Origin of the sequence: Novosphingobium sp. (assembly GCF_965228995.1) — a bacterium.
In the GTDB taxonomy this organism is placed as follows: Bacteria; Pseudomonadota; Alphaproteobacteria; order Sphingomonadales; family Sphingomonadaceae; genus Novosphingobium.
In genome coordinates, this window is sequence record NZ_OZ245852.1 from 117,169 (window position 1) to 139,009 (window position 21,841).

The window sequence follows — 21,841 nt, forward strand, 5'->3', positions numbered from 1 at the left end:
GCCCTTTGGCCTCCGCACCGTCATGGCCCCTTGGTGAAGGCAATCACGCCGCTGACTTTGGTGCCGCCTGTCCCCGGCGTGTTGAAAGTGAACGCCGCGCCCGCGTGGCTTGCGCCGTTACCGGCCAGGAACCCGGTGATCTGCACGGCGCAAGCGCTTCCCGCGCAGCCGTTGCCGGTCACCGCGCCCGAGCCGAGGAACGCGCCAAGCGTATCGAAGGCCATCCCCGGTGCGGCAGTGCCGCCTGTAGAGGCCAGCGCATAATCGTGGCCGTCGAGGGCCAGCGTGGCTTCCATGCCTACTCTGGTCGTGGCGAAATTGACCCCGAGGCTCGCGGTCTTGATGCTGCCTGGCGTGAGCGAACCGTTCTTGGCTGTCACCGCAGTGGCGCCAAGCAGCTTGTAAGTGGCGCTGCCGGTGGTGGGAATGGCGGTCGCGGGGGATCCCCAGATCATGCCGCCGCCGCCATTGGCCGAAGTGGTGACCCCGCCGGAGGAGCCCGAGGCCCCGTCGGTTGTGCCTCCGGACCAGCGATCCCAGCCAATCACGCCTTCCACCCCGCCGAATTCATGATTGGCGTTGGTCCCGCGTGCAGTGGGTGTGCCGGTCTGGTTCGGGCTTTGCAGGAAGCTGGCAAGCTGGCCATCGGCTGTGGCCACGATTGTGGTGATCGGGCTACTCGCGCTGCCCGCGCCGTAGCCACCATAGGTCGCGAACCATTGCTTCGTGCTGGTCGTGGTTGGTGTCGGTGTGGGGGTCGGCGTAGGCGTTGGCGTGGGGGTCGGCGTGGGTGTCGGCGGCGGGGTGACGCCGGTCTGGCCGAACAGAGCCACGCCTTCGAGATTGGGATAGAGGCTCTTGTCCCTGTGCGCGCCGGCGCCGTCGGTGATGTAATAGGTCACCGCCTCGAACGCGCCGTTCACCCCGCCGCTACCGACCGAAAAGTTGAACAGGCAGATCGATCCCGCCTGGCAATCGTGGCCGGTCGCGATGACGGGCAGCCCGCCGCCGACAAGCGCGGTCGTGCCGATCACTTGCACCGAAGGCGCCGCCACGCCGCCACTGGTCGTGAAATTGAACACATCGGTGCCTTGGCTGTCGACCGTGGTGATCTTGCCCTCAAGGCCATACAGCGTGCTGCTGCCCACCGAGATCGCCAGCGAGCCGGTAAACTCGGAAGACGTCGTCGCCCGGCCATTGTCGAACGTCGGATGCGTTGCGCCCAGCAGCTCATAGGAAATGAGGCCCTGCGGCAGCGTCCCCGATGGTGCGGTGTAGGAGGCATAGTGGAAGCCCGTGTTCGCGCCGTAAAGCGCCGTTCCCATGCCGCTGTATGTCGGCGAGCGGCCGGTGACCGTGCCGCTTGCCCAGCGGCCGATTTCCCAGCCCGCGCCGGACTGCTGATCGACCGTGACCGCCGTGCCGCGCGAATAGGCCGCGCCTACGCCGGGTTCATCGTCTACCGAACTGAGCGCGCCGGTCGCATCGTAGGTCTGCGTGATCGCGAAGGTCGACCCGGAGAGATTGACGCCGTTATCGGACGACATTGCGATGAAGGCCAAGCCGTTGCGGCCGCTGGTCAGCCCGCTTGCCGCCGATGAGCCTGCAGGTTTGCCTGCGGGCACCGACGTCGAAAGATCGGTTGCGCCCGAGAGATAGAACGCAATCGCACCCTCCAGCTGTTGGGACACGTCATAGACGAGCGCCGCCCCGGTCAGGTCCTTCGAGAAACCGCCCTTGATCGTGCCGTTGCAGCCGGTCGTGCCGGTGCCCGAAACGCCGCAGAGCTTGTACGTGCCGTCGGCGTGGAACAGGGTCGAGAAGCTGCCGAAGCCGTCGATCGTGGTGAACTGGGTGTTCTGTTCGGGGTGGGCGACGCCGCCGATGGTAGCAAAGGTGTAGGTCTGGTCGCCGCCGGATTCGGGCATGGTGATCGAGGCTTCGAAACCAATCCCGGGCACAGCGCCAAAAGATACGGCGAGCGATGCGCTGTTGAGCTTGCCCGGCGCGGTCGATCCATCGGCGAAAGTCGGCCTGGTGGCTGACGCGAGGCTGTAGACCGCCTTGCCGCCGGTCAGCGGCAGCACATCGACGATCGAACCAAAGGCATAGTGCAGCCCCTGATCGGGGGTGGCCGTTATATCGCCGCCATAGAGGCCGCCCGTGCCTGTGCCGTCCGCCCAGCGGCCGATGGAGACGCCGCCATTGCTGTAGACCTCGAGGTTCTTGAGCGTGCCCTGCGACTCTTTCGTGCCGCCGTAATGCAGCGAACCGACGCCGCCATTGGCGTCGAGTTCGGGCTTGTAGGCGGTGTTGACCACCTGCAATCCGCCGCTGGTGTGACCCGAGCCTTTGGCGGGTTCGGCCCAGGCGCCAGTGTAGAACGTGCCCACTGCGGCCAGCGCGCCCGCACCGGAATTGGCCGGCGCGGTGGTTAGCGGGGTTGGGCCGATCGGTGTGGGGGTTGGGGTTGGGGTTGGGGTTGGTGTGGGCGTCGGTGTCGGCGTCGGCGTAGGCGTAGGCGTCGGCGTAGGCGTCGGCGTAGGCGTCGGCGTAGGCGTCGGAGTGGGTGTCGGAGTTGGTGTGGGTGTCGGAGTTGGTGTGGGTGTCGGAGTTGGTGTGGGTGTGGGTGTGGGTGTCGGAGTTGGCGTGGGTGTCGGAGTTGGCGTCGGTGTGGGTGTCGGCGTCCCCGAAGCATAAGCGGCGAGTTGCCGGCGGAAGGCGGGTCCGAACAGCGCGCCGTTGGCTCCGGCCAGGGCCAGCTCGCCGGCGAGAGCCCTTGCGGTGCCGCTCGGGAGTCCCGGCACGGCGGGGGCCTGCCGCAAGCCGTTTGCGGGCGTCCGCCCCGCGCCCCGTCCGCCATTGAAGCCGACCACGGTCAGACCGTCGCCCGGCACGGCCTGGCTGCCCGCCGCGAAGATCAGGCGCGGCGCGGCACCACTGCTCACGAGGAAGGCTTGCCCCGCCCGGTAGGTGGCCGTGCCGCCCGTTGCCGCGATCTCGGCCGAGCCGCCGACCACCCGGCCGTTGAGCGCGCCGCTTCCATCGACATTGAAAGTGCTCGCCGCCTTGCTGCCGTTTGTCACCACGCGGGTCGCGCCCAGTGTTATCGTGACCGCACCGTCGATCGTCACCGATCCGCGCGCGACTTGCAGCGTGCCGTCATCTGCGACCGTGAAGGCGACATCACCGACGAGCGAAATGGTCGCCCCCGTTTCGGTCTCGATCTGGACGGTCGTTCCGGTGCCGCGGAAGCTTTCGCCGGGGATGAGCGCCACGCTGCTCTGCGGCGCGTCGGGCAGGTTCACCGCAAACATCACGTGCGGCGCAGCAAAGGCCGGCGGCGAGCTGGTAATCGCCAGCGCAACGCTGGCGAGCAACAGGATGCGGGTGCGCGAGCTCGCGGAAAGGCCTGCAATCATTGCATTTCTCCAGAGACGGCGCCACGCGCCGCTTTCGAAAAGTCCGGTTTCAGAATTCGAGTCGGGCGGTCACCGACGCATTGAAGCGGCGGTAGTCGTCGATCGCGACATTGCTGACGTTGCGGGTGTATCCCACCTGCGGATTGAGCGTGACGTGCGCGGCAACCCTGAGATGGAGCCCGAGCGCCGCGTCGAACTGGCTGTCGTGCCGCCGTGTCAGGAACAGCGGATCGGCCGCATCGTAGCGCCGCCGTTCGAACGCCGCCGAGCCGAACAGGCTGAGTTTTGGCGCAAGAGCCTGCTCGAATGCGGCGCGCGCGCCAACATACGTGTTCGAGAGATTGTCGGATTTCGCATTGCGGGTCTGCTCGTGGCCGCCTTGCACGCCCAGATAGAAGCTCTTGTTCACATAGCTGAGCCCCCCGCCGAAGCGGTGGGCATTGCGCAAACGGTCGGTCGGGTAGGTGATGTCGAACGCCTCGAGCTCGCCCGAAATCACCGCGCTGCCTTGCAGTCTGTGGCTGTACTGGAGGATCGCGCCATAGGCCGATCGGTAGCGGCGGCTGCCGAGGAGGAACTGCTGCGTTTGCGCCGAGATCGACACGACATCGCGGTTGGCGGCGGTATAGGCATAGCCGATCGTCGCAGTGCCCTGTGTCTGGTTCAGGTTGGAAAACGAGGTGTTGAAGCGCGAGGTGCCAAGAACGCTGGCGAACAGGTGCGATTGCCGGTCAAACCCATAGTCCTCGCTGATCCCGCCGCCGACCGAGCCGAAAGCGCTGCCGCGCGAACGTGCATCAGCCGAAAGCGTGGCCGGCCCGAGGAACGAGAACACCGGGATCACCAGCTGGCCTGCGCTGGTGGCGGCATTGACGTTGCTATCAAAGCCTCCGCCCGCCTCGACAAATCCGGTGAGATTCGATCCGGGTTGCAGCGTGCGATCAAGGCGCTCCACGAGGCCCGAGAAGCGCTGGCGCACCGGATCGGGGATCGTCGGATCGCCCGATACCGTGCTGAATTCGCGCCGCGCGGTCTCGATATCGCCGCTGAGCGCGTATGCGCGCGCCAATTCTGCGCGCGCCTGCGCCTGATCAGGCCGGAGCGCCAGCACGCGCTGAAACGCGAGGATGGCCTCGGTCACATGGCCGGTGTCGATTGCGGCGAGGCCCAGTGCATAATCATAGTCGCTGTCTGCCGCCATGGCATCCAGGTGCGGGCGAAGGAGGGCATAGGCGGCGGCCGGCTGGTTGGCGTGCAATTGCGCCATCGCTTCGGCCACGACAGTGCGCTCTGGCGCTTCGGCCTGCGCCAGAGCGGGCGTGGCCGCGCCAAGCAAGAGGATCGCCAACAGGCAGCCGGATGGTTTGGTGTGCATGGATGCTTGCCCTCGTCCGGCGCCGTGGCCTCTGCGCCTGGCGCGCCGATTTCTGCACGTGGGCTAACCGGGCGACCCGCCACCGTCGCGTTACAAATGCTGTAATCTGCGGTGATTGCGGCCTTCAGAGCTGCTCTTCCGGTTGACGAGGGTGCCCGCTTGCCGTCTCAGTTAGCCGTGGGCAGACGACTGCCGTGGGATTGCAAGACTATGCGCGAAGAGCCCTCCCGGACCTTGCACGTCCTGCTGATCGAAGACGATCTGCGCACAGCTGTTGCGGTCACCGGTCTGCTCGAAGCCGCCGCGATGACGGTCGAGCATGTCGCCACTGGCGAGGCCGGGGTGCAGCGCGGCGGCGAAGCGGCGATCGATGCAATCATCGTTGATCGGATGCTGCCCGGGATTGGCGGGATCGAGGCCATCGCCCGCCTGCGTGCTGCCGGGATCGACAAACCCGTACTCATCCTCTCCGCACTTGGGCGACCTGACGACCGGATCGAGGGGCTCGATCAGGGGGCGGACGACTATCTCGCCAAACCGTTCGAGCCCGCCGAACTGATCGCCCGTTTGCGCGCACTTTGCCGCCGTGCGCTGGGCCAGCCGCGCCAGTCGGTACTGGTCCACGATGATATCGCGCTGCACATCGAAGCGCGCACCGCGCACCGCGCAGGGCGGCATCTGAAGCTGAGCCCCAAGGAATTCGATCTGCTGCGCTATCTCATGGAAAACGCTGGCGAGACCGTGACCCGCGCGATGCTGCTACGCCATGTCTGGAATCTGAACTTCGATCCGCAGACCAACGTCATCGATGTCAATCTGGTACGCCTGCGCCGCAAGCTGGAGGCGGGCTTCGCCGATTCCTGCCTCGAGACTGTGCGCGGACAGGGCTATCGGCTCGGTCCGGCGCGCAGTGCCGAACCCGGATGAGCCGCCTCCTCCCCCTCACCAGCGCAATCGCCATCCGCCAGGCGCTGCTCACCGCGGCCGTTATCGTGCTGGCGACCAGCGGCATTTCCGGGTTGGTCTTCATGGCGGTCGATCAGGCCGCGCGTGCGGAACTGCTCCACACAATCGACACCGATATCGCCGGGCTGGTGGATGTCGATGCCGAAGGTGGCCAGGCCCAACTCGCCCGGCGCATCCAGGACCGAACCGACTTCGAGACGAGCCCCTCCAGCTTCTATCTGCTGACAGACAGCGCCGGGCGCCGGCTTGCGGGCAACCTGCCCGCCATGCCGCTGCCGTTTGCGCGCAGCTCAGGCAGCGCGCAGCTTTCGGTCGGCGGTCAGGCAGTCCTGGTCCGCGCGACCGTGCTGCGCGGCGAGCGGGTGCTGGCGGTCGGGCGCTCGCTGGGCGGGGTCGAGGCATTCGGCGCCTACCTGCTGCGGCTGTTCGTGATTTCCGAGGCAACCATCGCGGCGGCCGCGCTGCTTATCGGCCTGCTGCTGGCGCGCGGGCTGACGCGGCGCATCGAGCGGATCAACGCCACCTTCGCCCGCTTCTCTGGCGGTGACACCGGCGCGCGGGTCGGCGATATGCGCGGACAGGATGAGATCGCGACCCTCGCCCGCCACGCCGATCACCACCTCGCGCGCGTCGTCTCGCTGATCGACGCGCAGCGCGAGATCAGCGACAACATCGCGCACGAATTGCGCACGCCGCTCGGCCATCTCGATACGCATTTGCGCGAGGCACTCGATGCCAATCGCGATGCGGTTGTCGAACCACTGCTGCAGGCGGCGCGGAGCGATATCCATTCGGTGGTCTCGCTGTTCGATGCACTGCTCGATATCGCGCTTGCCGAATCCGCCAGCGGCGCGGGCGGGCTGACCCGGTTCGATCTGTCCGAACTCGCGGCCGGCGTGGTCGAGCTGTACGAAGCGAGCGCCGAAGAGGCAGGCATGCACCTCACCGCACGGATCGCGCCTGGCGTCTCGATGTGCGGCGAGCCGATGCAGGTCTCACGGATTCTGGTCAACCTGCTCGACAACGCTTTGCGCCATCTGCCTGAAGGATCACGGATTCGCGTTGCAATCTCGTCCGGTCCGGTCATGGTCGTCGAGGATGATGGACCGGGGATAGATGAGGCGGACCGCGAGACAGTATTTCAGCGCTTTCGCCGCAGCAGTGGGAGCAGCGCCGGGCATGGTTTGGGCCTCGCGCTCGTCAGTTCGCTCGCGACGCGCAATGGCATGACTGCGCGGATCGAGGACGCAAAGCCCGGCGCACGCTTCATCATCGCTGCAAAGGACCTGGCATGAGCGCCCGGTGGACGCGCACAGTATTGGTGCTGGCCGCGCTGTGCCTCGGCAATGCCGAAGAGGATGCGGTAGACCGGGTCGCCTCGGCGCTGCAGCAGGGTTCGCAGTCGCATGCGGCGCAGCATGCGGCGGCTGCCGTTCTCGCCGCGACGGGTGCGCAGCCGCTCGAAGGTACGCGTGATCTCCAGACAGTCTGGTCGCGGCGCGGCGATGCGGTCTATCGCAACCGTGCGCTCGGGCCGGCCTACCGTCTGATCGAGCTGGGCGGCGGGGAAGAGGCGCATTTCGAGCAGACCTTCCTTGCCGGCCAGCGCGCGCATGTGGCGATCTCGGAGCCGGGCGGCGATCACTTCGCCCTCACCATCGAAGACGAGACCGGCCAGTCGCAATGCACAACAACTGGCCGCGATTGCAGCTGGATGCCGCTGTGGACTGCGCGATTTCGCATCGTCGTGCGCAACCGCAGCGGCCAGCGCGGCCGGACATTTCTGGTGCTGCAATAATGCGGTCCCGCACAGGCGATTGTTGCACGTCCGCCATGCGGTCATCGTCGGGGGCCTGATTGGGGGACGGGTAGCGTGGGGTATCGTTTCGGGTTTCTGGCATCGGCAGCGGTCCTGGGATTGAGCCTTCCGCAAGCCGCGCTTGCGCAAACCGCCGCCGCGCACCCCCTGTCGCTGCACGACCGGATCATCGCTCGGTATGACGGGACGATCGAATCCGACCCCAAAGTCGAGATGCAGCACGACCTTGCGCTGATGGACGAACTCAAGGCCAACGGCGATACAGATCCGGATGAGCTGGCGCGCATGAAGATGCTCTATGGCCTCGCGCTGGGCCATGCCTTCCGCGACAGGGAGGCGCTGGCGGCGATCGACGAAGGGGTCGAAATCCTGACCAGGGCGGGCCAAGGCGGAAAGCCGCTGGCGCTCGAGCTCATGTTGAACGCCGCGCTATCCGTCAGCGCGTCCGGCGATCTCGACGGGGCTGAAAAGCGGTTCGAACACGTGCTCGCGTTGCAGCGAAACCTGTTCGGGCCCGATAGCAACGAAGTCGGCACAACGCTTTGCAGCATCGCCTACAATGCGGGCGAGCAGGGCAGGCTGGCCTATGCGATCGAGCAGATGCGCGCCGGGCTCAAACGGATGAAGCCTGACCCTGCAAGCAAGGTCGCCTGGGCCGCCAATTACGAAACCTATGCGCACTTGCTCGGCGTGGCCGGGCGCAACGCGGAATTTCTGGAAGCTGCGCGTGTCGCGGCAAAGGTCGCGCAGGATACGCTCGATCCCGGCCAGCGCGGCATTGGCCTTACGCTCTCCAATCTGGCATCGGCGCTGATCACTGCGGGCCGGTACGCGGAAGCGGAGGCGATCGCTCGGCAGGCCATCGAGATCGACCTGAAATTTCGCGGCAAGCAGCATATCGACACCTCCATGGCGATGAGCATTCTGGCCGGCGCGCTGGCAGCACAAGGTAACGCGCCCGGTGCCGAAGCCCTGCTCGACGAAGCCGCGGATTCGCGAGTGAAGGCCAAGTCGACCAGTTCTCCGGTCGAACCGGCGAGATACTGGGTCGAAGCTGCCAATCTGGCCCGCTCGCACGGCGACGAGGCAGCGGCGGAGCGCCGACTGGCCTCGGCGGCGCAGGTGCTCGCCGAGCACAAGGGCTACGATCTGGTTAGGGGCGGCCTGATGCGCGAACAGGCGCGTGGGGCCTTGATCCAGGGCGACAATGCGCGGGCCGTTGCGCTCGCCGATGCGGGCCTCGCGACATTCGGCGAATTGCCGCGGACCAACCTGCACGTCGTCGCGCTGGTCATGATCCGCGGGCTGGCGCTGGCGCGGCTCGGGCGGCTGGATGAAGCCTATGCCTCCACCGAACCCACCGCCACGGTGCTCGAAGCAGATTTGCTCGGCTCGGGGCAAGCGCAAGACGATCTCGCCGAAATCGCGCCGATCTACACCACCGGGTTCAGCCGCTTCGCACTGATCGCACTCCTCACTGGCCATCCGGATCGCGCCTTTCGTGCTGCGCAACTTGCCAATCTTTCTTCACTCGCTGTGACCAACAGCGCGGTTGCGGCGCGGGCCGCGTCGGGCGATCCGCGTGTCGAAGCCGCTGTGCGCGGCCTTGACCAGCGGATCGACGCGCGCCGCAGACTGGACCGCGAGCGTTCGTTTGCACTGGGCAAATCGGCGGGCGAAGTCGCTCGGCTCGATCACGAACTGGCCGAGGCGGACACCGCGATCACTGCCGCGCGCGCCGAGGTGGATCGCCGCTTTCCGCAATTTGGCGAACTCAGCCGCCCGCGCCCGGTTGCGCTCGCCGAGGCGCAAGCGCGGCTGGCGCCCGGCAGCGTGCTGTTGCTGCCGCTGCCGCTCGATGACGGCGTGCTGTCGATGGCACTCACCGCAAAGGGGCTGGTATGGGAGCAGGCCGGAATGCGCGGCCCGGCCTTCGCCGCCGCGATCACGCGGATGCGCACCGCGCTGCAGAGCGCGGTGCCCGGCGCACAGTTTCCCGCCGATGCGGCCTTTGCGTTGCATCAGGCGGTGTTCCCGCCGCGTGTCGCCGCCGCCATCGCGCCGCATGCCGATCTGCAGCTGCTTGGCGGCGGGCCGCTGGCCGGGCTCCCGCTCGGCGTGCTGCTGACGCGCCAGCCGGCGCATCCCGCGCTCGGCGCAAATGAACTCGCCCGCGCGCCGTGGCTCGTGCGCGATCACAGTTTCTCGGTCGTGGCCGCCTTGCAGAGCTCTGCGGTGGATGCGCAGAGGCCTTCGCAGATCGGCAAGGCCATCCGATTCGCCGGGGTCGGCGCGCCGCAACTCGGCCCGCCAAGCAGCAGCGGACGGCTGCGCGGATTGCTGCTGGAAGGCACAATCAGCGTCGCAAGCCTGCGCGCCCTGCCCTCGCTGCCGGGCACCGACCGCGAACTACGCGCCATGGCGCAGGCGCTGGCACCGCGCTCGTCGCTCCTGCTGCTCGGTGCAGACGCTACAGAAACGCGGGTCCGGGCGGCCGATCTTTCACACACGGATGTGCTTGCCTTTGCAACCCACGGCATCATCGGCGGCGGCACGAATGCCGAGCCGGCGCTTGTCATGACCCCGCCCGCGGTCGCGACCGAGGGCGATGACGGCTTGCTCACCGCCGCCGAGATAGCGGGTCTGCGGCTCGATGCCGATTGGGTGATACTCTCCGCCTGCGACAGCGCGGGTGCCACCGATGCGGCAGTGCCGACCTACTCGGGCCTTGCCCGCGCGTTCTTTCAGGCGGGCAGCCGATCGGTGCTAGTATCGATGTGGCCACTGCGCGACGATGTCGCCGCGCAGCTGACCGTGGCGATCACGGCAAACGCCCGCCGCATGAGCAAACCCCGCGCCCTGCGCATGGCAGAGCTCGCGCTGATGCGAAATGCTGTGATCCCGGGATCGGCCAACCCTGCGGTCTGGGCCAGCTTCAATCTGCTTGAACGCTGACCGCGCGCGCAGGGCCGATCAGGTCGAGCGTAAATGGCTCGCGGGCAGCGATGCGGCGGACGTCATCGAGGCGGCCGATGCTGCGCGCGAATCCTGCAGAACTGCGCCACTTCGCGCAGAGCGGGTGCCCGCAGGCAAAATCCATTTCGATTGTCAGACTGTTTGGTGCGGTCGAGAAGACTCGAACTTCCACGGGCTTTCGCCCACAACGACCTCAACGTTGCGCGTCTACCAGTTCCGCCACGACCGCACATCGTAACGGGGTTTTGCCTTCAAAAAAGGCTGCCCCGTCGGGGTAGAGGCGCGCCCCTAGCAAAGCACCCCGCGCCGCGCAACAACCAAGCGGGGATTTTTTATTCGGGCTTCCAGCCGATCTCCGCGACCTTGGCGCTTTTGGGGACATCGGTCACCGCTTCGTTGATCGTCACGCTCTCACCCGGCTTCAGCATATCGCGCGGGGGGGTGACATCCCAGGTGTAGACCACCTTGTCCTTGGCATCGCGCAGCACGATCAGGATCGGCGGGACTTCCTGCGGCTGCTTGCCGACATTGGTAACCGTGCCGCTGGCGCCGAAATACTCGGTGCCGTTGGGAAGCGTGCGGCGATCCTGCCGTTCGGACGGGAACGCAAGCACGAGATCGGGGTTGCCCGCGCCGAACGTGGCGTGGGCAGCGGGCAGCCAGCGCGGCAGGCCGAGCCACGAGGCCAGCGCGATGAGCACCGCGACGAGCACGGCAAAGCTCACCCCGGCGATCGTCCAGATCTTTGCCATGTTGCGGCGGGGCCGGAACGGCGGTTCGTGATCGAAACTCGATACGGTCTCGTCGAAGCTGTCATCCGCCGCGCGGGCAGCGGGGCGGACGACCGGCCGCGGGACCACGGGCGGTTCGGGAACCGGCTCTGCCGCGGGGGCGGGGACAGCGATTTCCGCATCCGGTTCGGCCACGGAACCCGCAGCGGGCGCAGGGGCCGTTGCTGTCGCGGCGGCCCTGACCGGGGCGGGTTCTTCGCGGGGGGCGAGTTCGGGGCCTTGCTGAAACCAGCTGTGCCGGCACTTGGCGCAGCGCACGGTCCGCCCTTCCACACCGATCGCGCTGTCAGGGACGACGTAGCGGGTCGAGCAGGCGGGGCACGCAATAATCATACGGCGGGTTAAGCAGGGCGGATACAGGGAAACAATAGGTGCAAGCGGGGAGAAGTGCTCACCTGCCCTTTTTTCCACATCGATTGCGCCGTATAGCCGCCCGACGTAGCGCGCGGCCCCCGTGCGTGCCATCCACTTCCGGGACCGCAACGCCTGACATGAGCCAGCCTGACGCCGAAATCGTCCAGTTCGACAATGTCGGGCTGCGCTACGGAACGGACAAGGAAATCCTGGCCGACGTCTCGTTCACGCTTTACCCGGGGTGCTTCTATTTCCTGACCGGCGCAAGCGGCGCGGGCAAGACCAGCCTGCTCAAGCTGCTCTATCTGGCGCAGCGCCCCTCGCGCGGGCTGATCCGCCTCTTCGGCACCGATGCGATCACCCTGCCGCGCGAACGCCTGCCCGGATTCCGCCGCCGCATCGGTGTGGTGTTTCAGGATTTCCGCCTCGTCGATCATCTCTCCGCCTTTGACAACGTGGCTCTGCCGCTGCGGGTCGCTGGGGTGAGCGAGAAAGACATCGCCCGGCCGGTGGGCGAGATGCTCGATTGGGTGGGGCTTGGCGACCGGCAGCATGCCCGGCCTGCAACGCTCTCCGGCGGGGAGCAGCAGCGCGTGGCGATTGCCCGTGCGGTGATCGCGCGGCCAGACATGCTGGTGGCCGACGAGCCGACCGGCAACGTCGATCCCGAGATGGCGCTGAAGTTGCTGCGCCTGTTCGAAAGCCTCAATCGGCTGGGGACCACGGTGGTGGTGGCGACGCACGATGTCCACCTCATCCGCAAAGTGCCGGAATCGCTGATCATGCGGCTCGACAAGGGACGGCTGAGCGATCCGACGGGCGCGTTGCGCTATCCGCCGCGGCGGCCATCGATGGCGGGCGCCGACGTGCCCACGCCGCTTTGAGCCGATCACGATGAGCTCGATCTCGTCCCTGCTCCAGCGGTTGCGCGGAAGCGGCGCGGCAAGCGATCCGCGCCTGCTGCCCGAAGCGCAGCTTTCAGGCCCGATGCCTTGGGTCATCGCGATCATGATCGCCATGACCGTGATCGCCGCCGCCAGCGGCCTTGCCCTGCGCAATGCAGCTGAAACCGCCAGCGCCGATCTCGAAGGCGGCGTCACCGTGCAAATCGTGACCGCTGCCCCGGCCGAGCGTCTGCACCAGGCCGCGGCCGTGGTCTCCGTGCTTGCGAAGGCGCCCGAAGTCGCCACAGTAAGGCAGGTGGCGCAGGAAGAACTCAACACCCTTGTCGAGCCATGGCTGGGCACGCGGCCGGGCGACGATGTCGAGGCCCTGCCGATCCCGGCCCTGATCGATGTGCGACTGAAGGGACCGGCAACGGCGGACCAGGTGGCGCATTTGCGCGCGATGATCGTGCCCGTTGCAGCCTCGGCGCGGGTCGATGCGCAGGCGGGGTGGCTGGCACCGGTATTCGCCGCGATCGGCACACTGCAATGGCTCGCGGGCGGCCTCATTGCGCTGCTTGCGCTTGCGACCATCGCGGCGGTACTGCTCGCATCGCGCAATGCGCTGGGCAATCACCGCGAGACGATCGAGATCGTGCACATGCTGGGCGGCACCGACAAGCAGATCGCGCGCGTGTTCCAGCGCTCGATGGCCTTCGATGCGGCAGCGGGCGGGCTGGTGGGCCTGCTGTTCGGCGTGGTCACCATCGCCGCGCTCTCGCGCCAGTTCGCCGGGCTCGGTTCGGGCATGGTTGCGGGCGCGGTGCTGCATTGGCAGGACTGGATCGTGATCGCTGCCATTCCAGTTGCCGGCATCGCGCTGGCGGTGCTTACCGCGCGCATCACGGTCCTTGCGGCCTTGAGGCGGATGCTCTGACATGGCGCGCACGCGAAAATCGTCTGGCCTCATTCGGCGGATCGGCGCCGCGATCCTGCTGGCGTGGGTGCTGGGGTTCCTGTGGTTTGCCCTGGCCCTGCCGCGCCCCGCCGGTGCCCAGAAAACCGATGGCGTGATCGCGCTGACCGGCGCGGGCGGGCGTATCCCGCGCGCGATTGACGTGCTGCGGGCGGGGCAGGCGCGCAAAGTGCTGATCGCAGGCGTCGCCAGCGAAGTGAAGCCGGGCGAGTTTGCCGCAGAGTACAAGGTTTCGCCGCAATTGCTGGCCTGCTGCGTGACACTGGGGTTCGAATCGGTCGACACCCGCTCCAACGCGCTGGAGGCGGCGCGGTGGATCGCGGCAGAGCACATCACCTCGGTCCGCCTCGTCACGACTGACTGGCATATGCGCCGCGCCGAGTTCGATCTCGCCATGGCGGCACCGCGCGGCGTGGAAATCCTGCCCGACGCCGTGCCTTCACGGCCGAGCATGAAAACACTGTTCATCGAATACAACAAGCTCATCGTCCGCGTGCTGGCCTGGCTGGCCGGGTGGTAGGGCACGGCATGGCGAGCCAAAGCAATGCCGGACCGCACCTGCGCGATATCCTGCGCAGCCTGGCTTTCTACTTCGCGTTCTACGGCGGCAGCGTGCTACTGGTGATCGCGGCGCTGGTGGCAATGCCGCTGGGCCGCGACCGCTACAAGGACGTGGTGCGGACATGGTCGACCTGGCACCGGACCTGCGCCCGCGTGCTGCTCGGCATTACGGTCGAAACCGGGAATTTCACGCCGCGTTCGGGCGTCCTCTATGCGATCAAGCACGAATCCTTCTTCGAGGCGATCGACCTGCCCCATATGCATCCCCTCCCCGTCGTCTTCGCGAAAGAGCAATTGCTGCGCATCCCGCTGTGGGGCGCGATCGGCATGCGCTACGGCCTGATCGCGGTGGACCGCGCGCGCGGCGCAAGCGCGCTAAGGACCATGCTCGCCGAAGCGCGGCGCTGGACGGCGGACGGGCGGCCACTGATCATCTTCCCCGAAGGCACCCGCGTGCCGCATGGCACTCGTCCCGCATTGCAGGCGGGATTTGCCGGGCTTTACAAGATGCTCGGGCTGCCGGTCGTGCCGGTGGCGGTCGATAGCGGGCCGCTTTATCACCGCCTGTGGAAGTGCTCCGGGACGATCCGCTACCGCTTCGGCGCGGAAATCCCGCCCGGCCTGCCGCGCGAGGACATCGAGGCGCGCATCCATGCCGCCATCAATGCGCTCAACCCGTGAGCGTTGAAGACACCCGCGTTGAAGAGCGCCACACCGAGGCCGACGCACGCAGCTGGGGCGAAGTGCTCGGCCCCGGGCTGATCACCGGGGCAGCGGACGACGATCCGAGCGGGATCGGCACTTACAGCCAGGTCGGCGCGCAATTTGGCTTCAACCTCGCGTGGATCATGGTGTTCAGCTATCCGCTGCTGGTGGCGACGCAGCTGATCTGCGCGCGGATCGGCGCAGTGACCGGGCACGGCATCGCGCACAACCTGAAGCGGCACTATCCGCGCCCGGTGCTATGGTTTTCCGTCATGCTGCTGCTCGTGGCGAACACGATCAACCTGGGCTCCGACCTTGGCGCGATGGCGGCGGCGCTGAACCTGCTGCTGCCGGGGCCGGCGATGCTCTATGTCGTGCTGTTCGGCGCAGCTTCAGTGCTGCTTGAAGTCTTCGTGAGCTACGCGCGCTATACCCGGATCCTCAAATGGTCCGCGCTTTCGCTGCTGGCCTATATCCTTGTGCCCTTCGTGGCGCAGCTATCGCTGCGCGAAGTGCTGCGCGGGGTGCTGGTGCCTCAGCTCAGCTTCGACCGGCAGACGGCCATGGCCGTGATTGCCACGTTGGGGACCACGATCAGCCCTTACCTGTTCTTCTGGCAGGCGGGGCAGGAAGTGGAAGAGCAGCACCGGCTGCACACGCACCCGCTAGGCGTATTCCCGCGCGCGGCGGGCCCCGGCCTTGCCCGGATGCGCACCGATACCGTGGTGGGCATGGGGGTGACGAGCGTGACCGCGCTGTTCATCGTGATCGCCACGGCAGCAACGCTCCATGCTCACGGGATCAACCAGGTCGCCTCGGCCGACGCGGCGGCGAGCGCGCTGCGTCCGATCGCAGGCGATCTCAGCTTCCTGCTGTTCGCGGTGGGGATCATCGGGATCGGGCTGCTGGCGGTGCCAGTGTTGGCGGGATCGGCGGCTTACGCACTTTCGGAAACCTTCGGCTGGGCCGAGGGGCTGGACCGCAAGCCGCACGAAGCCAAGGCGTTCTACGGCGCAATCGTGGTGGCGGTGCTGGGCGGGATGGCGCTCAACCTGATCGGGATCGATCCGATGCTGGCGCTCTACTGGACCGCGGTGATCAACGGCCTGCTGGCGCCGCCGCTGATGATCATGACCATGCTGGCAGCGAGCAATCCCAAGGTCATGGGCCGGCTAACGCTGCCGCCGCTGCTCAAGATCGGCGGCTGGGCGGCAACGGCAGTGATGGTCTTCGTCTCGGCGATGTTCCTGCTGAGCTAGTGGTCAATGTCTGACATTTGGCACCCTGTTTGATCGGCTCTTGAATGACGGCAATGGTGGGGAGCGGACGTTGCGGCACTACCATTACCGTGGGATAGGCAGGCTGTTGACGATACTTAGCAATTCCTTGTTTCGAACTGCGTTCCTGTCGGCATCACACCCTAAGTCTGCCAGGTAGTGCTGGTTCGCGCGGGTTCCCACCCAATGAAGCCAAACGGCTCCAGCATCAGTGGTGAAAGGCGTACCTTTCGGACATCGCCGATCCATAAACTCACGTGCGCTCTTATCCGTGAAGGGCACTGCTAGCTGCCTAAAAGGCTCAATACGATGAAAAAACCGCCTAAATTGTTCCGGCGTAATAGAAAAATACCCACTCCGATCAGATTGCAAATCATGTACCCAATACTTACCGTGACCATAGCTATCGACAGTAATGTCCAAGCTGGTCCAGCCTGACACCCTTACTTCAATGCTGTCTATCTTTGGGGTCTGATCGCAACCACAGACACAAGCCGCGAAAGCTATGAGACAAAGAAAGAATACGGCTCGCATCGCCTTAGCTTATGCCTAAGTCACCTAGTGACCGCAATGTTGGCGAAAGGGGACCCATGAGCGGGACTCGAACCCGCCAAACGCTACGATCGCTCACTGCGCCCGCTCCGACAGCGTCAGGGCCGCGTCGAACTTACCTGATGCACGAACGTTCGCAATCGGGAAACGTCTTCGCCAGTCTGAACGGCGATAAATGGGGCGCAAGCTGCCACTGGCCTGATGGGCACCAAACGTCAGATTTTGGGCACTAGACTGTGATGACAACAGGTGGAATCGTCGGCCCGGACTAGATCCGGTCCTTGGCTCGTCTTTTCCGGCGCCACGCCAGAAGAAAAGCCGAACCCCGTCTCAGGCACGGGGTGACGGGAGACAGATCAACGGTAAGTCATCGGAGACTGGATTTTCCTACAGGGTCGGTCTGTGTCACGACCGGGCTCCGGGGCCGCCAAGGTGCTTTGCGTTCTATCACATCGTCCAGACCCAACAGAGGCAATGCGCGCAAGCGCGTCCACTTGTCGCCATTTCCATAATTTATGTTTAAAATCATATTTTTGATAGATTTTTCGAGGGTTGCACAGTGTAACCCTATGTAACCCTCAATTGCCGCCGAAGCGTCAATCGTCGTGGCTGCGGCCGAAGTCGGGCCGGGCATCGTCTTGGCCCATCTCGATGATCGAGCGGCGGATCGCCCTGGTGCGGGTGAAGGTATCGAACAGCACGTCGCCATCGCCCTTGCGGATCGCCTTCTGCAGTTCGGTCAGGTCCTCGCTGAAGCGCTGGAGCATTTCGAGCACGGCATCGCGGTTGCTGAGGAACACGTCGCGCCACATCGTCGGATCGGAAGCGGCGATGCGGGTGAAATCGCGGAAGCCACCGGCGGAATACTTGATGACCTCGCTCTGCGTCACTTCCTCGAGATCCGAGGCGGTGCCGACGATGGTATAGGCGATGAGGTGCGGCAAGTGGCTGGTGACGGCGAGCACGCGGTCATGATGCTCGGCATCCATAACCTCGACGCGGGCGCCGAGTGCTTCCCAGAACGCAGTGACCCGTGCGACTTCGCCTGCGACTGCGGCGGCAGGCGGCGTAACGATGCACCAGCGGTTGCGGAACAGCCCGGCGAAGCCCGCATCGGGGCCGCTCTGCTCGGTACCGGCCACGGGGTGCGCGGGGATGACGGTGACGCCGGGCAGTGCTTCGGCCAGAGCGCGCGCGACGCTCGCCTTGCTTGAGCCGACATCGGTGACGATTACGCCCGGCGCAAGGTGCGCGGCGATGCTCGCCCCGGCTGCCGCCATGGCGCCGACAGGAACGCACAGCACGACCAGATCGGCCCCGGTCACGGCTTCGGCCACTGTCTCGGGTACGAAATTGGCGAGGCCGATCTCCCGAGCGCGCGCGCGCACCGCAGGGTCGGCATCGAAGCCGGAGGTGATCGCATCCGGCAAGTGCGCATGAACGGCGCGGGTGACTGACCCGCCCAGCAGACCAAGCCCGATGACCGCAATCCGCGTGAAGGGCGCGGGCGCGCTCATCGCGGCGCTTCGGCGAGCTGGCGCAGAACGGCGGCGACGCGGTCCATTTCCGCGGCCGTGCCGATGGTGATGCGCAGGCATTGCGGCAGGCCCTGCCCGGGCAGCCAGCGGGTGATGAAGCCGTGGTCCATCAAGCCCTTGTAGGCAGCTTCCGCAGTGAGCGCGCCAGTGAACTCGATCAGCACGAAGTTCGCCTCGCTCGGCAGCGGGCGCAGCCCGTGGTTGCCAAGCGCCGCCAGCGCAGCGACGAAGCGGGTGCGCTCGGCAAGGTTGTGATCGCGCGAGGCGGTGACGAAGGCCTGATCGCCAAGCGCGGCAAGCGCGGCCGCCTGCGCGGTGACGGTGAGGTTGAACGGCCCGCGGATGCGGCCCAGCATATCGATCAGATGCGGCGCGCCGGTCGCCCAGCCCACGCGTTCGCCGGCAAGGCCGTAGATCTTGGAAAAGGTGCGCGTGATCAGTACGTTTTCGGTCGTCGCGGCGAGCGCGAAAGCACCGTCATCGGCATCAGCCGGAACATACTCGGCATAGGCCTGATCGACCACCAGCAGCACATCGGCCGGCAGCCCGGCGTGGAGGCGGGCAAGCTCGGCGCGCGGCAGGTAGCTGCCGGTCGGATTGTTGGGATTGGCGAGGAACACAACACGCGTTCGCGGCGTGACGCAGCCGAGCAGGACATCGACGTCCGCCGCATAATCACGATCAGGCGCCTCGACCGGATCGGCGCCGCAGCGGCGGGCGGCAATCTCGTAAACCGAGAAACCGTAGCGCTGGTAGAGCACTTCATCGCCCGGTCCCGCAAAAGCCTGGGCCGCAAGGTGGAGCAATTCGTCGGAGCCGGTGCCCATCACGATCCGTGCCGGATCGATCCCGTGGAGCTTGCCAAGCGCACCGCGCAGCGCGTGGCTATCAGGATCGGGATAGCGCGCCGGATCGCCCGCGCCTTCGCCGTTGCCGAGGCGGGCGGCGAGCGCGAGCGGGCTGGTGCCGAGCGGGTTCTCGTTGGCGGAAAGCTTGATCAGCACTTGCCCGTCGGCTCCGGTCGACTTGCCGGGCACATAGGGATGAATCGCCGCGATCCACGGCTTGGGCACGGGGCGGGTGCCAGTGAGCTTGGCGGCGGTTTGGGGGGCGGGCTGGGCGGTGCTCTCGGACATGACCGGCGCGCCTTAGCGGGCTTGCCGCGCCAAGGGAACCGTCTCGCGCGGGAAGGCGGGCCTCAGGCCGCTTCGGCGGCGCGCATTGCGGCGCCCTTCCAGTCGCTGGCCATGGCAAAGGCAGGCATCGAGGCCTTGCCGTCTTCGCCGCCGCCGCCGATGAGGTGCGGGCCGACCGGCTGCCCGGCTTCACCGCGCGGGCTTTGCGGCAGACCGGCAGCAGCCAGCTGGTAGGGCGAAGCGCGGTGGCGGGTGCACAGGCCGCCGTTGCCATCCGGGACCAGCGCCTGCTCGAACTCCAGCCCCTGCTGGCGCTTGCGCGAACGGCGCACGCGGGCGACCGCAAGTTGACCTTCGCCAAGATCGATCACGAATTCAGTGCCGACCGGCACATCGACAAGGCCTTCGATCAACGCGCCCGAGACCGAGAGATTGCGCAGCACGACGGGATAATAGTGGTTATCGTGGATCACGCCGATGCGGCGGAACATTGCCTGCCGATCATGGCGCTGGAACGCCGGGCCCGAAGGTTCGATGATCCAGTTGCCCTCATTAAGCTTCTGGACGAACAGCTCGTTGGGGATCGGGTGGCTGTAGATGTAGCCCTGCACGAGCGTGACATTGAGGCTTTTCATCAGATCGAACTGATCGAAGCTTTCGACACCCTCGGCCGTGGTGTCCATCTCCAGCGCTTCCGCCAGCGCGACGATCGCGGCGATGATTGCGCGGTTGCGCGAGCCGACTTCGGTGGCACCGCGCACGAAGGACTGATCGATCTTGATCTTGTCGAATGGCGCGGTCTTCAGATAGCCGAGCGAGGAATAGCCGGTGCCAAAATCATCGAGCGCCAGCCGGACGCCGAGACCCTTGAGCGCCTTGAACCGCTCGTTGGTGGCACCGCCTTCCTGCAGGAAGACGCTTTCGGTGATTTCGAGTTCGAGCCGTTCGGCATCGAGACCGGAATTGGCAAGCGCACTGGCGACGAGCGCGGGGAAGCCATCATCGGCGAACTGCACCGGCGAGACATTGACCGCGACCCGCAAACCGCCGGGCCAGGCGGCGGCTTCGGTACAGGCACAGCGCAAGACCCACTCGCCGATACCCTTGATAAGGTTCGATTCCTCGGCAATCGGGATGAACCGTGCCGGGCTCACCGGGCCATGATCGGGATGGTTCCAGCGCACCAGCGCTTCGACGCCGACGACATGGTTGTCCACCGCGCGCACGACCGGCTGATAATGGATCTCCAGTTCGTTCTTCTGGAGTGCGTCGTGCAGATCTTCCTCGAGCAGACGGCGATCGGCGGCAGCCTTCAGCAGGTCGGCGCTGAAGAAGCGGAACCGTCCGCGCCCGCTACCCTTTGCGGCATAGAGCGCAAGATCCGCATTGCGCACGAGGCTGTCGCTATCGTCGCCATCGAAGGGCGAGACGGCGACGCCGACGGATGCACCGATCAGGCAGCGGCTGCCATCGATCGTATAGGGCTGCGAAATGCTGGTGATGATGCTGGTGGCGATATCGCCAAGCACGCCGCGATCCTCGATCCCGGGCATGATCACCTGGAACTCGTCACCGCCGAGGCGGCTGACCTTCTCCTTGTCGCCCACCACGCGGACGAGCCGCGCGGCAACCTGCTTGAGCAGGGCATCGCCGGCAGCGTGGCCGAGCGTGTCGTTGACTTGCTTGAAGCGGTCGAGGTCGATCAGCATGATCGCGCAAGGGGAGCGCTGCTGCGAACTCTGGGTGAGCGTGCGTTCGAGCAGCTGCGACATGCGGCGCCGATTGAGCAGGCCGGTCAGCGCATCATGCATCGCCATGTGCGAGCTTTCCTCGGCGGAGCGACGCTCGCCGGTGATATCCTCGCAGTGACCGCGAAAGCCGCCGAACTCGCCGCGGTGGATGATCGGTTCGCCGGAGATCGACCACCACAGCGTTTCGCCGTCGGCCCGCTCGCTGCGCACGGTAAGCTTTTCGAAGCGCCCCTTGCGCGCGAAGACGAACGGCAGCGTGCGCTCCCCTTCGCTCTCGTTGCTCCCTTTGAGGAACAGCTCGAGGAAGCTCTGGCCCATCGCGCTGCCCTGTTCGACCAGCAAGGCGTGGGCCCCCGGTGAGAGGTAGGTGACGCGGCCATCGACATCGGTGGACCAGAAGAACCCGAGACCGAGATCTTCGAAGGTATGACACAGGGCAGCTGCTTCGCTTTCGGATGTGCGGGATGGCGGAGCGTCGCTTGCCCCGATCCCGAATACTCCGCGTGCCTTGCGCAGCACCACCTTGGCGTCCCCTAATCAGTCGATCACTTCTCGTTAGGTATGTAACGCAAGTGCCTTGTGGGAAGGTTAACGCGCCTCCGGAGCGCCGGGCCGAGTGATGTTGCTGCAAAGAAATAAAAAAGGGCCGGAAGCACATTTGCGCTTCCGGCCTTAGTCTGTTCGCAGGAGGAACATCGTCTGGCGGGGCCCCGGTGGGCTAGAGGGAGAGGATCTCGCCCCCTGGCCCCGCCAAGTTG

At 66.2% G+C, this 21,841-nt stretch carries 15 protein-coding genes and 1 tRNA gene; 9 read left to right on the forward strand and 7 right to left on the reverse strand.

What is annotated here, in order from left to right:
- Positions 1-20 precede the first annotated feature (20 nt).
- Together ACO056_RS00530 and ACO056_RS00535 are read right to left on the reverse strand one after the other, a co-directional pair.
- Positions 21-3,422, reverse strand: a complete 3,402-nt coding sequence (locus tag ACO056_RS00530; RefSeq protein ID WP_421850237.1) for a hypothetical protein — start codon at positions 3,420-3,422, stop codon at positions 21-23.
- A gap of 49 nt (positions 3,423-3,471) precedes the next feature.
- Complete coding sequence (locus ACO056_RS00535) at positions 3,472-4,797, reverse strand: surface lipoprotein assembly modifier (RefSeq protein ID WP_421850240.1); 1,326 nt, start codon at positions 4,795-4,797, stop codon at positions 3,472-3,474.
- A 210-nt stretch (positions 4,798-5,007) separates the two neighbouring features.
- Between ACO056_RS00535 and ACO056_RS00540 the strand changes: the two genes are divergently transcribed.
- From ACO056_RS00540 to ACO056_RS00555, 4 genes are all read left to right on the forward strand, one after another.
- Positions 5,008-5,724 carry a response regulator transcription factor gene (locus ACO056_RS00540; protein WP_421850243.1) on the forward strand — a complete coding sequence of 239 codons (717 nt, stop codon included), beginning with the start codon at positions 5,008-5,010 and terminating at the stop codon, positions 5,722-5,724.
- Positions 5,721-7,058: a sensor histidine kinase gene (locus tag ACO056_RS00545; protein WP_421850247.1), complete on the forward strand. Its 1,338-nt coding sequence runs from the start codon at positions 5,721-5,723 to the stop codon at positions 7,056-7,058. Before ACO056_RS00540 ends, ACO056_RS00545 begins: the two co-directional genes overlap by 4 nt.
- Positions 7,055-7,561: a hypothetical protein gene (locus tag ACO056_RS00550; RefSeq protein ID WP_421850250.1), complete on the forward strand. Its 507-nt coding sequence runs from the start codon at positions 7,055-7,057 to the stop codon at positions 7,559-7,561. Before ACO056_RS00545 ends, ACO056_RS00550 begins: the two co-directional genes overlap by 4 nt.
- A gap of 120 nt (positions 7,562-7,681) precedes the next feature.
- Positions 7,682-10,537 (forward strand): CHAT domain-containing protein, encoded by a 2,856-nt coding sequence (locus tag ACO056_RS00555; protein WP_421850253.1) that lies wholly within the window; start codon positions 7,682-7,684, stop codon positions 10,535-10,537.
- Between the two features lie 163 nt (positions 10,538-10,700).
- On the opposite strand, the gene ACO056_RS00560 is transcribed toward ACO056_RS00555, so the two are convergent.
- Together ACO056_RS00560 and ACO056_RS00565 are read right to left on the reverse strand one after the other, a co-directional pair.
- Positions 10,701-10,787 (reverse strand) — tRNA-Leu (locus ACO056_RS00560).
- 103 nt (positions 10,788-10,890) lie between these two features.
- Entirely contained in the window at positions 10,891-11,682 is a 792-nt protein-coding gene (locus tag ACO056_RS00565) for an MJ0042-type zinc finger domain-containing protein (RefSeq protein WP_421850255.1), read from the reverse strand.
- Between the two features lie 158 nt (positions 11,683-11,840).
- On the opposite strand from ACO056_RS00565, the gene ftsE reads away from it, so the two are divergent.
- From ftsE to ACO056_RS00590, 5 genes are read left to right on the forward strand one after another with little or no spacing between them, the layout of a single operon-like run.
- Positions 11,841-12,587, forward strand: a complete 747-nt coding sequence (gene ftsE, locus ACO056_RS00570; protein WP_421850259.1) for a cell division ATP-binding protein FtsE — start codon at positions 11,841-11,843, stop codon at positions 12,585-12,587.
- Between the two features lie 10 nt (positions 12,588-12,597).
- Complete coding sequence (locus ACO056_RS00575) at positions 12,598-13,524, forward strand: cell division protein FtsX (protein ID WP_421850262.1); 927 nt, start codon at positions 12,598-12,600, stop codon at positions 13,522-13,524.
- 1 nt (position 13,525) lies between these two features.
- Positions 13,526-14,083 carry a YdcF family protein gene (locus tag ACO056_RS00580; protein ID WP_421850265.1) on the forward strand — a complete coding sequence of 186 codons (558 nt, stop codon included), beginning with the start codon at positions 13,526-13,528 and terminating at the stop codon, positions 14,081-14,083.
- Between the two features lie 8 nt (positions 14,084-14,091).
- Complete coding sequence (locus ACO056_RS00585) at positions 14,092-14,805, forward strand: lysophospholipid acyltransferase family protein (protein ID WP_421850268.1); 714 nt, start codon at positions 14,092-14,094, stop codon at positions 14,803-14,805.
- A complete protein-coding gene (locus ACO056_RS00590) occupies positions 14,802-16,088 on the forward strand; it encodes an NRAMP family divalent metal transporter (RefSeq protein ID WP_421850272.1) in 1,287 nt (428 codons plus the stop codon). The genes ACO056_RS00585 and ACO056_RS00590 overlap by 4 nt, the downstream gene beginning before the upstream one ends.
- 1,166 nt (positions 16,089-17,254) lie before the next feature.
- Here ACO056_RS00590 and ACO056_RS00595 read toward each other — a convergent pair.
- The 3 genes from ACO056_RS00595 to ACO056_RS00605 all read right to left on the reverse strand — a co-directional run bounded on the left by ACO056_RS00595 (position 17,255) and on the right by ACO056_RS00605 (position 21,605).
- A complete protein-coding gene (locus tag ACO056_RS00595; protein ID WP_421850275.1) occupies positions 17,255-18,175 on the reverse strand; it encodes a prephenate/arogenate dehydrogenase family protein in 921 nt (306 codons plus the stop codon).
- Positions 18,172-19,332, reverse strand: a complete 1,161-nt coding sequence (gene hisC, locus ACO056_RS00600; protein WP_421850278.1) for a histidinol-phosphate transaminase — start codon at positions 19,330-19,332, stop codon at positions 18,172-18,174. Before hisC ends, ACO056_RS00595 begins: the two co-directional genes overlap by 4 nt.
- A 62-nt stretch (positions 19,333-19,394) precedes the next feature.
- Positions 19,395-21,605, reverse strand: coding sequence for a putative bifunctional diguanylate cyclase/phosphodiesterase (locus ACO056_RS00605; RefSeq protein ID WP_421850281.1), 2,211 nt, complete (start codon positions 21,603-21,605; stop codon positions 19,395-19,397).
- Positions 21,606-21,841: the final 236 nt, after the last annotated feature.

What these genes read in the sequence shown, in the direction of transcription:
- ACO056_RS00530 (WP_421850237.1), bottom strand. Translation starts at nt 3,422, where the DNA reads ATGATTGCAGGCCTTTCCGCGAGCTCGCGCACCCGCATCCTGTTGCTC.
- ACO056_RS00535 (WP_421850240.1), bottom strand. Translation starts at nt 4,797, where the DNA reads ATGCACACCAAACCATCCGGCTGCCTGTTGGCGATCCTCTTGCTTGGC.
- ACO056_RS00540 (WP_421850243.1), top strand. Translation starts at nt 5,008, where the DNA reads ATGCGCGAAGAGCCCTCCCGGACCTTGCACGTCCTGCTGATCGAAGAC.
- ACO056_RS00545 (WP_421850247.1), top strand. Translation starts at nt 5,721, where the DNA reads ATGAGCCGCCTCCTCCCCCTCACCAGCGCAATCGCCATCCGCCAGGCG.
- ACO056_RS00550 (WP_421850250.1), top strand. Translation starts at nt 7,055, where the DNA reads ATGAGCGCCCGGTGGACGCGCACAGTATTGGTGCTGGCCGCGCTGTGC.
- ACO056_RS00565 (WP_421850255.1), bottom strand. Translation starts at nt 11,682, where the DNA reads ATGATTATTGCGTGCCCCGCCTGCTCGACCCGCTACGTCGTCCCTGAC.
- ftsE (WP_421850259.1), top strand. Translation starts at nt 11,841, where the DNA reads ATGAGCCAGCCTGACGCCGAAATCGTCCAGTTCGACAATGTCGGGCTG.
- ACO056_RS00575 (WP_421850262.1), top strand. Translation starts at nt 12,598, where the DNA reads ATGAGCTCGATCTCGTCCCTGCTCCAGCGGTTGCGCGGAAGCGGCGCG.
- ACO056_RS00580 (WP_421850265.1), top strand. Translation starts at nt 13,526, where the DNA reads ATGGCGCGCACGCGAAAATCGTCTGGCCTCATTCGGCGGATCGGCGCC.
- ACO056_RS00585 (WP_421850268.1), top strand. Translation starts at nt 14,092, where the DNA reads ATGGCGAGCCAAAGCAATGCCGGACCGCACCTGCGCGATATCCTGCGC.
- ACO056_RS00595 (WP_421850275.1), bottom strand. Translation starts at nt 18,175, where the DNA reads ATGAGCGCGCCCGCGCCCTTCACGCGGATTGCGGTCATCGGGCTTGGT.
- hisC (WP_421850278.1), bottom strand. Translation starts at nt 19,332, where the DNA reads ATGTCCGAGAGCACCGCCCAGCCCGCCCCCCAAACCGCCGCCAAGCTC.